The organism is Streptomyces sp. BK208 (assembly GCF_004364245.1).
Taxonomy (GTDB): domain Bacteria; phylum Actinomycetota; class Actinomycetes; order Streptomycetales; family Streptomycetaceae; genus Streptomyces.
In genome coordinates this window covers 185,979-194,328 of sequence record NZ_SOAV01000015.1, presented here as the reverse complement: position 1 = coordinate 194,328, position 8,350 = coordinate 185,979, and the positions used below count along the sequence as shown (strand labels likewise).

6 protein-coding genes are annotated in these 8,350 nt (G+C 68.5%); 4 read left to right on the top strand and 2 right to left on the bottom strand.

Features of this window, described 5'->3' with window-relative positions; all coding sequences use genetic code 11:
- On the bottom strand, nucleotides 1–1,883 hold a 1,883-nt coding region (locus EV562_RS31195; protein ID WP_133890209.1), incomplete at its 3' end, for a DUF4158 domain-containing protein.
- A gap of 197 nt (nucleotides 1,884–2,080) precedes the next feature.
- Between EV562_RS31195 and EV562_RS31190 the strand changes: the two genes are divergently transcribed.
- The 4 genes from EV562_RS31190 to EV562_RS35225 all read left to right on the top strand — a co-directional run bounded on the left by EV562_RS31190 (nucleotide 2,081) and on the right by EV562_RS35225 (nucleotide 4,497).
- Nucleotides 2,081–2,986 (top strand): hypothetical protein, encoded by a 906-nt coding sequence (locus EV562_RS31190; protein WP_133890208.1) that lies wholly within the window; start codon nucleotides 2,081–2,083, stop codon nucleotides 2,984–2,986.
- A 466-nt stretch (nucleotides 2,987–3,452) separates the two neighbouring features.
- Entirely contained in the window at nucleotides 3,453–3,716 is a 264-nt protein-coding gene (locus tag EV562_RS31185) for a hypothetical protein (protein WP_166662080.1), read from the top strand.
- A gap of 38 nt (nucleotides 3,717–3,754) precedes the next feature.
- Nucleotides 3,755–4,186, top strand: coding sequence for a hypothetical protein (locus tag EV562_RS31180; RefSeq protein ID WP_133890206.1), 432 nt, complete (start codon nucleotides 3,755–3,757; stop codon nucleotides 4,184–4,186).
- Nucleotides 4,183–4,497, top strand: a complete 315-nt coding sequence (locus tag EV562_RS35225; protein ID WP_166662079.1) for a hypothetical protein — start codon at nucleotides 4,183–4,185, stop codon at nucleotides 4,495–4,497. The genes EV562_RS31180 and EV562_RS35225 overlap by 4 nt, the downstream gene beginning before the upstream one ends.
- Nucleotides 4,498–4,975: 478 nt before the next feature.
- Here EV562_RS35225 and EV562_RS31175 read toward each other — a convergent pair whose 3' ends face one another.
- Nucleotides 4,976–8,284: a hypothetical protein gene (locus EV562_RS31175; protein ID WP_243860274.1), complete on the bottom strand. Its 3,309-nt coding sequence runs from the start codon at nucleotides 8,282–8,284 to the stop codon at nucleotides 4,976–4,978.
- Between the last annotated feature and the right edge of the window lie 66 nt (nucleotides 8,285–8,350).

Here is an 8,350-nt window from a genome sequence, read left to right as displayed (position 1 = left end):
CACATCGTAGGCAGCTGAGAGGAACGTGCGGTCGCCTGGGGCCCTGCCCTTTTCGCTATCCACGCTGAATCCGAAGCCGTGATCACGCCAGATGCACCAAGGCCACCCCGCCTGTGACCAGCAGTTACGGGACAGCCCTTAGGATCTGGGGGAAGAGGTGCCGTGGACAGGACAAGCCGGCCACCGTCACTAACTTGGAACTGTCGGTCTTTCGGCAGGCGCTCCGCGATCGCGCGGGTCTTGGTATGGAGCTCTTGGCCCAGTCGCTTCAGGTGGGCGACCGCGTCCAATGGAAGCCCCAGGCTCTTCGAAACAGAGGCCCGCAACGCCGCCCACTCCGTCGGCGACGGCAAGTCCGCTTCCGGGTTACCCCACTTCGATGCACCTTCGACGAAGATCTCGCGCCGCAGGAGGCGGGAGTAGAACCGCTCCACCACGCAGAAGGCGTAGGCGGCGGTGTCAACCATCTCGGGCGATAGGTGCGGCGCACGGAGGGCCAGCTCTTTCCACGACCCGGTCAACAGACGCTCATCGGCCTCGGCCCGGCTGATGGCGGGGCGGTCGATCAGGTCGGTCAGCGACCACAGAGCGTCCAGCACGTGTCTGGCTTCCGGCGTGCCGTGCCGATACGCCAGCCCTCCGACGATGTGCGGCAGGTACGTCTTCAGGAGATCGATCCGCTTGATCATTTTGGCGCGGCGAGCCTCATCCGAATCGGATCCCATCGCGGGAGCCAGTTCGCCCGCCACCGTGACGGCTGCCTCGAAGGCGGGCATGTCCTCAAGTTTGTCGAGGAATTCGCGCACCGTCATGGTGTCTGCCACAGGAGGGATGATCTCTCCAGTCTCGGCGTCAACCTTTTCGTGTCTCGTGTCAAGCAGGTCTTTCCCTACCTCCCTCATGACGGCGGCAGAATGGGCCAGGTCAGGAAAGATCGCAGATCGCTCCTTCTCGGTCCTGCGTCGTGCTCTTCCGATCAGGTCATTGGCGATCAGGTGCACCAGCATGTCGACCGCGTCGTCCGCAGCGGTCTCGGTCAAGCGGGCAACTGCTGCCACCGTCGCGGCACGCCGCTTCGTCCTCTGCACCTCATGTTCTGTGGCGAACCGGGCGAGATGCGACAGGCGTCGGGCAGAGAAGACGCGGGTGTCCGCGGGCGGCAGCCCCAGCGATTGGACCTCGTGGTTCCGGGCGAAGGCGCCCGCGAGATTCGTCCAGGCGGGCTTGCCCGGCCCTCGCTGCAGTTCAGCCAGCGGCGACTTTCGCTCGTTGTCCGGGACTGCGGTCAGTCGATCGAGCTCGGACAGCCGGTCCGCGTACGGGGCCAAGAGTGCCTGCCACATCTCTTGGTCGCTCGCCCCTCGTACTGATCGGACCAGATCGGTGAGGGTTCTCTCGCCGGACAGTTCGATGCGCTGTTCCCGCAGCCAGGCGACCGCGCGCCGCAGGAGGGCCTTGACTCCTTCCTCCGTGTACGTGGCGCGCGACACCAGCATGCTTTTCAGCGCTGCCTCGCCCTTGCTGTATGGCTTCCAGCCACAGGCCGACCGGATCTCCTTTGCATGGCGCCGCGTCAGCCCGTCGTGCGAACCGTACGTGCTCAGGACGGCCACGCCGTCGCTGATGTGGAGCTGGGCCGCCACGTGTTCCACGACCGGCCGTGGCAGGGAAGCGATCTCCTGCGGTTTGGGGAATCGGCCCAGGGACCGCAGGAAGGTGAGCTGGATGGCGAAGCCCAAGCGGTTCTGCGGCCCGCGTTTGGTCAGGATCAGTTCGACCTCGGACTCGGTGAGGTCGAAGAAGGCCAACAGGCCCGCTGGCAAGTCTCCATCGGGAATCGACGGGTAATCCCGGCCCAGGGGATAGCTCGAGCTGGTGCTCATCTTGTACGCCTCGCTGCAAATCCGACTACGACGACGAGCAGATTCAAGGCATGCGGCGCGGTCAGTCAAACGGCTGCGCCACCGGTTCAGCGCCTAGCACACGGTTCTGCAATATTCGTCGTCGAAGAAATTTCGGCTGGTCCGATCCGGGGATACGTGGGGCCCACGGCAGCTGGGGCCGCTTACGGTCCTCGGCCATGGAGAACGTATGGATCGAGCCGGGCGGGCCCACCGGTCCCGGCTACACCGAGGATCAGCTCAGACGCGCGAGAACCTTCACCGAGACGGACATCCGGGCATCACGGGCACAGTTGGCGGCACGCTTTGGCCTCGGTGACGTCTGTGCCGAGATCGCCGACGGGACAGCACCCGGCGCAAGCGTCGCCTTGGAACAGCTGGCCCACCAGCTTGGGTACGCGACGGAGACACTGGAGAAATACCTTCGGGTTACGCGCCTCGCAGGAACCGCACTTCGCGACCGTCTGCTCGCCTCCGCCGTCCACGTCCCGTGGAAGTGCGTGACCACCGCCTGCGTCACCGATCCCCAAGAGCGGGCCCGACGCATCACGTTGCTGCTCGAACTACTCGACAGGGCAGAGCGGGCGGGATGGCCCGTTTCACTGGATGCGGCACAATACCGCCTGACATTGGGCCTGGCGGGCGGAGCCGAGCCTCCCGCAGAGATCGTTGCGCAGCTCGACCGAGAAGAAGTTCGCGAGGCCGTCCTGGCCGAGCTGACCAAGAGTCCGGCGGCAGTGCTGGCCGTGCTGCGGGAGCCCGCAGTGCGGGAAGTGCTGAAGGACCAGGACGTCGCGCGTTACGTCCGCGCACAGATGCGACCGGCTCCCAGCGCGGACGAAGCCCTACTCGATGAGCTCGTCGGCAGTGAGGACCGCGATCCGCACGCCGACTGGACCATCCGCTACTTCGGACTGGTCCACAAAGCCAGAGAAATCTTGCTGCTCGGTCCTGAGGACTTCGTGGACGTCAACGACCCCGAGGTCTGGGAGTCCGTCGAGTCCATCCGCGACTCGGTCGCTTCCTGGGCCGACCGGGTCTTGCAGCAGCGTCCCCGCACCATCCGACTCCTGGCAGGAAAGTAGAAACCCATGCCCAGCGCCGCAGGCCGCTACTCCAACAACGTACGTGACGTCCTCGACCGTGAAGCCCTCCGCTGCATTCTCGCCGGCGGGAGCGAGGGTGAGCAGTTCTCCCGGCTACAGGGGATCGTTCGATCGAAAATCAAAGTGCTGTCGGCCGAGTACCACGCGGTGTTCGACCGCGCGGTGAAGTCGATGTGCACCACCTCCTTCAACAAGGTCACCAAAGAGATCCGACTCGCTGCCCTGGCCGGACCGCCCGGCCCTTCGCGCACCGAACCCACTCTCCAAGGCCCCGGCTGCGGCACCACCCCCACCGCCCCGGACGACGCCAGCGTTCCCGGTCCACGCGCCAGAGCCACCGACGACCAAGTCGTCGCGAAGGTTGTACTCGGCGAGGGGGGGCGAACTGACGGAGAAGACCGCTCGGCAACTCGTACTGCAAGACCTCGACCGCATCATCGACGTATTGCCCTCTCTCGCCGAACGCGACTTCAGGGAGGCCGACCGGCTCGACCAGCAGGCCAAAGAGTCCACCCAAGGTGCAAAAAGGCACCGAGCGCGTGGAAACCGCATCCTCGCCCTAGTCAAACGCTACGACCGTCTAGTCGCCGGCATCGACAGCCTTCCTGGCATCTTCACCGTCGCCGACTTGCTGACCGAAGTCGGGCCGCAGGCCCTCGGCCTGGACGAGGACGACGCCGAACTCCTTCTCTACGCAGGCGCCCTATGACCGAGTCTGCGTGGCACAAGGAGATCAAAGGATGGGGCGTGGCCACCGAAATCTCCCTCGGCAACCGCCGTGCCGACTGCCAACTGCGCTGCGGGAAGCGGGCTGAGGTCCAGGCCCGCCCACTTCCACCCGCCGAAGTCGCCGGCCGGGAAGCACACGCCGACTTGTGGATCCTGGACTGCCGTGACGCTCACCGCTCGCAACGCCTGATGGTCTGGAACGACTCGCAGTTCGGCACACTGTTGCGCTGGGAACGTCCGTGGCAAGGCTTCGCCGTCGCCAAGCGTCCGGTTTTCCTCAACCTTAAGCTCGATCTCCGCACAGGCCACGGCACCTTCGTGCAGGTGAACCGCTGGGTCTTCGATAGCCGCCAGGCCACGGGTACTGGTCAGATCCACACAGCCCGCACCCTCAGGTTCTGGATGCGCTACGGCCTTCCGCCGCAGGAACACCTGGCGGTGGCACTATGAGCCGGCTCCGCTCCCAGGGCCTGCGCCACCGCACAGTCACGATCGAACTGGATGGTGTCCTACAACAGCTGCCAGCCGAGTACCACCCAACTGGTCCGCTTGTGGGGCGCATGGTGACCGCCCCCGCCTTTCACGCCCGCTCCCTGTTCGACGAATGCCCCGTGCCGGTTTCTATGCCGCTGCACCGCCCAACTGCGCTCACCGACCGGCGGCTGATCGTCGTAGACAACCTGTCCGAGCAGTGGGTTATGGGTTTCAGCGTCCACCGCCACGGACAGCTCTACCGCATCACCGGCTTCTACCCCAAGTAGCAGCCCATCAGCCCTTGCAGCCACCGAACGCACTCACCCTGAAGCACTCGCCGAGTGCCAGGCACGCCCCTAGGGTCGATTTACGTCCGACTCAAGCGCCCCACAGCAAGGCCCGCCTCGCGCAGTGCTCCCGTCAGCGCCTGTTGACGGGGGCACACCGACGACCAAGGGGCTTCACCACCGAAATGTTCCGCGAGAACCGTCTGCCATGCAGGTGCCACGGGTGAACACTCCGTCAATCCACCACCCCGCAACCAGGGTGTAGACCGTCTGCGAGTGCCCATAGCGTTCCGCAGATCACGCCAGGAGAGGCCAGCACGGATCTCGCAGAACATCCACCTGGTGACGTGGTGGTCTGTCCCGCCGGGCCGCCCGGTGACGGCCTGCGGTATCAGCAGAGCCAAAAGATCTCACTCCCGGTCAGTGACTAGATGACAGCCCCCGTGACCCTCAACAAGGTGATCATTGTAGGCGGACTCTAGCTTTCCGCCGACACGAGGTCTGCCAGGAGGGGCAGGTGTTCCGGCACCACATCGGCGATCTCCTCAGTCACCCGCTCCCACGGGCTCCAGTACAGCGCCTCGATCAGCACGAGGCGTCCCTGCGGGCATGGGCCGAGCGACTGGGCGATCGCTGCGAGGGCTTTGCCACGATGCTCGGGTATGGCGAGGGCGTCGGCCAGGGCGCGGGCCGCCGTGCGGGCACCCACCCGGCAGAGCGCTTTGACGACGGTCGGCGTGGCCGCCTCGCGCAGGGCAGGGGTGCTGATCTCCTCCAGCACCGCGGCGGCACGGGTGACGTCCCCCGTGGCTGCGGCGCCCGTCGCAAGGTGGCCGAGGGCGTGCTCGTCTCCTTGCCTGTCGACGATCAGCTCTGCTGCGGCCAGATCACCGGTGTCCACCAGCTTTTTCACGACACCGGTGAGGATCTCGTGGACCGCGTCCTTCGGCAGGCCGTCCTCCAGCCCGAGCACCGCGTCGATCTCGCCCGCCGCGAGGAGCGCATCGGCGGCGGCGTACGTGTCCCAGCGCCGGCGGGAGGGGCTGTCAGCAGTGCCTGCCAGGCCGAGGATCTCCTGAGCAAGCTCTGCCGCTCCGCCCGGTTTCCCGGTGCGGCCGAATGCCTGGGCCACCCGTCGCAGGCCCTCGGTGCGCTCGGCAGGATCTGCCAGGGCCCAGCTCTCGTGGAGTACGCGGAGCAGGAGTTCGTACCCCTCCGCGGGGCGACCCGTGTGGTGCAGGCCCTCGGCCAGCTCCGCGAGGTCGAGGACGCGTGCGTAACCGGCGGACGTGTCGGCGGCTCGTTCGGCGCGGTGGATGAGGCGGGCCGCGTCGCCCGGCCGCCCGGACCGGCCAGCTGCGACGGCCAGCTTGATGAGGGTGTGCACCCCGCGCCCCTGAGCCCTCCGCGCCACGTTCGTCGCCCGCTTGACCACGGCGTGGGCGCGTTCCTCCTGGCCCGCTCGCAGCAGGAAGTCGGCGGTGTCAGTCGACAGCGTCATCCGCCAGTGGAGGTAGGGCACCTTGTCGGTGGCGTCGCGGGCTTGTCGGGCCAGGCGCAGCGTCTGTGCCGGGTCACGGGACTCTGCCGTCGTCCTGCCGGCGGCGTTGAGGACGCGCGCCCGGTAGATGGGTTCGGTGATCCGCTCGGCCAGTTCCAGGGCCCGGTCGAGGTCACCGGTTTCCGCCGCCGCGATGCCGATCTCGAGCAGGCCGTCCTCCGGATCGTTCAGGAAACGGCTGACCAGGTCGGTCGCCTGCTGGTGGTGCCCGGTCGCTTCCAGGCCCGCGGCGACGTGGGGGTAGACCCAGTCCACGCCGTCGGGGTCGTCGATGTCCGCTGCCAGCTGGGCCGACGTCAGGGCAAACTCGGCAGCCTGTTCGGCGAGCCCCGGTGCCGTGGACATCCCCCGGGCGAACAGGGCGAGGTACTGCGCACGCCGGACGGGGTCACCGGAGCCGGCCGATCGGGACACGACACGCTTCGCCAGCGCCAGGGCCCGGCGCTGCTCGCCGAGCCGGGAGAGCGCGGCGGTCAGCGAGGCGCCCAAGGCGCTCCGGGAGACGGTGTTGGGCACCGCCATGACCGCGTCGACGACTTCCAGCGCCCAGGGAACCGCATCGGGGCCCGGGGCCCCGGCCTCCTCCTGAGCTTCCATGGCGTTCCTCGCCACCCTGGCCAGGGCCCCGACGGCGGCGACGAGAGCGTCCGCCCTGCGCTCCGGGTCGCTGATGCGGCGGGCCGACCGCAGGGCCTCGGCGGACCGGCCGGAGTCCGCCAGGCCCTTGGCGATCGCTTCCAGGAAGCGGTCCCGGTCCTCGGTGCGGTCCGCTCCGTCGAGCAGAGCGGCCGCCTGATCCGTGCGCCCGGCGGCGGCCAGGGCGCCGGCGATGGCGCTCAGAGCGGCCACCCGGTCCCACGCGTCGCGCCGCGACTCGGCCAGATGAACGGCGCGCGCCGGGTGCCCGAGTCGGGCCCACAGGGCGATCAGGCCGGACGGGAGAGGCGCCGTCCGATCGTGCAGCCCGTCCCGCGCGGCGGCGAGCCGCAGGGCCACGGACACGTCCTGATCGCCGCGGCGCCGGCCGTCCGCGAGCACCAGGTCGAACGCGGACGACACCGTATTGACTGCCTCCAGGTCCGCCCCGGACGCCCGCCACAACCGCTCTTGCCACCCGGTGTCACAGGCCAGCGTCACCAGCCTGGGAGCGTCCCCCTGTTCGCGCAGCAATTGGGTGTAGCCGCGCAGCAGGTACTCGGGTGTCCCCTCCGGCCATCCGGCGCTCCGGTAGGAGTCCGCCCACCGGTGCAGACGGCTGCGATGGGCCGCCAGCTCCTGGTCCGTGACCAGTTCCGCCGCGCCGCGCCGGATCTCCTCGTGCGCGAAGAGAAAAACGGGCGGATCGTCGGACGTCCAGTGCCCGAAGCGCTGGCGGAAGCTGCGGCCGCTCACCGCGGTCAGCTCGCGCTCGACCAGCCGCGCCGGGCTCTCGGTCAGATCCGCGAAGTCGGGTGCGCTCAGACCGCCTCCGGCCGCGACGGTCAGAGCGGCCAGGTCCCAGCCCAGCCCGCCGCCGTCTCGCAGTCGCAGCAGATCCCGCTCTGCGTCCCAGCGCGCCGCGCGGGCGTGTGGGGACGGCTCCAGCCGACGGTCGATCCGCGTGGTCCGCAGGGGGTGGTCCGCGGGTACGTCCCCCGGTACCGGCGGATGCGGACGGCCGGCGACGAGGATCCGCATGCCGTGCGGGGGAACGCGTGGCAGCAGCGCCGCGATGCTGTGGCCGTCGGGACCGGCGGTCACGCCGCGGTCCTCGTCCAGCCCGTCCACCACGAGCACGAGTCGTCGGCCGCGCGCCGCGCACCCCTGTGCGGCGCGGTGCAGCGCGAGCAGCATCTGCTCGTCGCGCGTGGCGGGGGTGCTCAGCGGCTCCTCCTCGCCCAGCAAGGCGTACACCTGCCGCTGTACAACCTCGCAGAACGCCGCCGCGTCGCTCTGCGAGACCATGCGGGAGGTGATGAAGAACGACACGACATCGACGCCGGGTGGAGGATGCAGGACGAAGTGCGCCAGCAGGGCGGACTTTCCCGCCCACGCCGGGGCCACCCAGCGCCAGTAGTTGGCGCCGGGACCGTCCGCGGGGACATCGTGCGCGCAGAAGGCGGCCAGCTGGGCGAGTTCCCTCTCACGCCCCTGGAAATCGGCGGCGGCGAGGGCCTGTTCCACCTGCAGGAGATAGCCGGAGACGGCGGCGCGCCCCGCGACCACCTGCACGAAGCTGTCAATCATCACGCCACTGTTGGCGAAGGCCCCGGCTCCCTCGGCGGAGGATCCACCCGACTTGCGTACCGCGGC